Raw genomic sequence first — 2,019 nt, 5'->3', positions numbered from 1 at the left:
AAAAGGCCGTCTGAAATATTTCAGACGGCCTTTCCATTTCTGATCATTACTAAATCAAGCCTTGCGCTTTCACCCAGTTCACAATATCTGCCTCAACGGCTTCAGGCGAACCCGGATTGTCAATTTTGACACCGTACTCATCAGCACCCAGCTCTTCCAAAATCTCCAGCTGAGAATCCAGCATTCCGGCTTTCATATAATGCCCCTGACGCGACAGCATACGCTCAAGATTGATTGCTTGAGGCGGAGTCAAATGGATAAAAGCCACCTTCCCTTCTGCACCACGCAGAATATCGCGGTATTGGCGTTTGAGTGCGGAACAAGTAACGATGGAATATGTTTCCCCATTTTTTGCCTGCTCCGTCATCCAGTCACGCAAATTGCCGAGCCATGGGTAGCGGTCTTCATCCGTTAACGGAATACCTGCACCCATTTTATCGCGGTTGGCTTGGGTATGAAAATCGTCGCCTTCAGCATACGGACATTGGTTGAGATGTTTTTGCAAAGACAGCGCGGCAGTGGTTTTACCGCAACCGCACACGCCCATCATGACAAAATGTGTCGTCATTTTTCTACTCCTTGTTTATCTAGATTTTAACGGTATTTAAAAACGGGCGGATTGTGTTATCTCAAAAACACTATCCGCCCGTTCTTCCGATTAAACCAAAACAAACAACACTGACGATAAAGCAAAACCGATGAGTGCGATAAGTGTTTGGTTGACCGTCCATGTCTTCAAGGTCGTCGGCACATCCATATTCAACAGACGGCCGACAAGCCAGAAACCGGAGTCGTTAAAGTGGCTGCAACCAACGGAACCTGCCGCCGTAGCCAATACCACGCAAGTAATCTGCCAATCGCTGAAACCTGCCGCCGCAACGGCCGGTGCCATCAACGCGGCAGCGGTAGTCAATGCAACGGTCGCAGAACCTTGCGCAATACGCAAAGCCAAAGCCACCAAGAAACAACCCAGCAAAACAGGGATACCCAAGTCCGCCATACTGTCGGCCAAAGCCTTACCGATACCGGAAGCACGCAACACTCCGCCGAACATACCGCCCGCACCGGTAATCAAAATGACCGAGCAAACCGGACCCAATGCGCCATCAATGGTTTTCTCCAAAGCGCTGGCTTTTTCGCCACGTTTGCCACCCAATACATACAGGGCTACCAAAACAGAAATCAGCAAAGCAATCGGTGTCGAACCGATCATGCGACCAAATTGCACCCAGCCTTCATCTGCACTGACAACTTTCTCACTGATTAAAGTGGACAAACCGGTATTTAAGAAAATCAACAGCATAGGAATCAGCATAATACCAACAACGGTAGATGCTTTTGCAGGCGCTTTCGGTTGGTCATTATCTTGCGTACCACCACTGATCAGATCAGGAACAGGTACATGAATGCTGCGACCCAAAACTTTACCCAATAAATAGCCGCTGAAATACCAAGTAATCAAGGCAACAGGCAAACCCAAAATCAGCAGTTGACCAATATTTGCGCCATAGAACTCAGAAGCAGCAATCGGGCCAGGATGAGGCGGCAGGAAGACGTGCATGACCGAAAATGCGCCAATAGACGCCATCGCGTATGGCAGAACGGTCTGCTTCATACGGCGTGCCGTTGCAAACACAATCGGCAACATCACCACCAAGCCGGCATCAAAGAAAATCGGGAAACCAAAAATCAAAGAAGCCACGCCTAAAGCAAATGGTGCACGATTCTCACCAAAAATCTGAATCAGCGCATCTGCCAAAGACTGAGCGCCACCGGAAGTTTCCACCAAACGGCCGAGCATTGCGCCCAAACCGACCAGCAACGCCACGCTGCCGAGCGTACCGCCGAAGTTTTTGACCAATACATCATTAACAATGCTGCCCATAGGCAGACCTGTTACGATGGCAGTCAGCAGGCTGACCAATACCAACGTCAGCAAGGCATGAACGCGCAGTTTTACAATCAAAATCAAGATTAGCAAAATCGCTGCCGCGGCGATACCGAGCAAGGTACCGGCAC

At 49.5% G+C, this 2,019-nt stretch carries 2 protein-coding genes; both read right to left on the bottom strand.

All coding sequences use genetic code 11. From position 1 onward, the window contains the following. Positions 1–49: 49 nt before the first annotated feature. Entirely contained in the window at positions 50–568 is a 519-nt protein-coding gene (locus ACTHUM_RS12375) for a gluconokinase, GntK/IdnK-type (protein WP_070460206.1), read from the bottom strand. 90 nt (positions 569–658) lie between these two features. Continuing rightward, positions 659–2,019 (bottom strand): GntP family permease (locus tag ACTHUM_RS12370; RefSeq protein ID WP_440402998.1); only part of this gene is annotated, 1,361 nt, incomplete at its 5' end.

Source organism: Neisseria sp. P0021.S006 (genome assembly GCF_051956895.1).
Note: the sequence above shows the minus strand (reverse complement) of the source record. Positions and strands in the feature narration are given on the sequence as shown.

Excerpts from the sequence above, each read along its gene's own strand:
- ACTHUM_RS12375 (WP_070460206.1), bottom strand. The coding sequence starts at position 568 with ATGACGACACATTTTGTCATGATGGGCGTGTGCGGTTGCGGTAAAACC.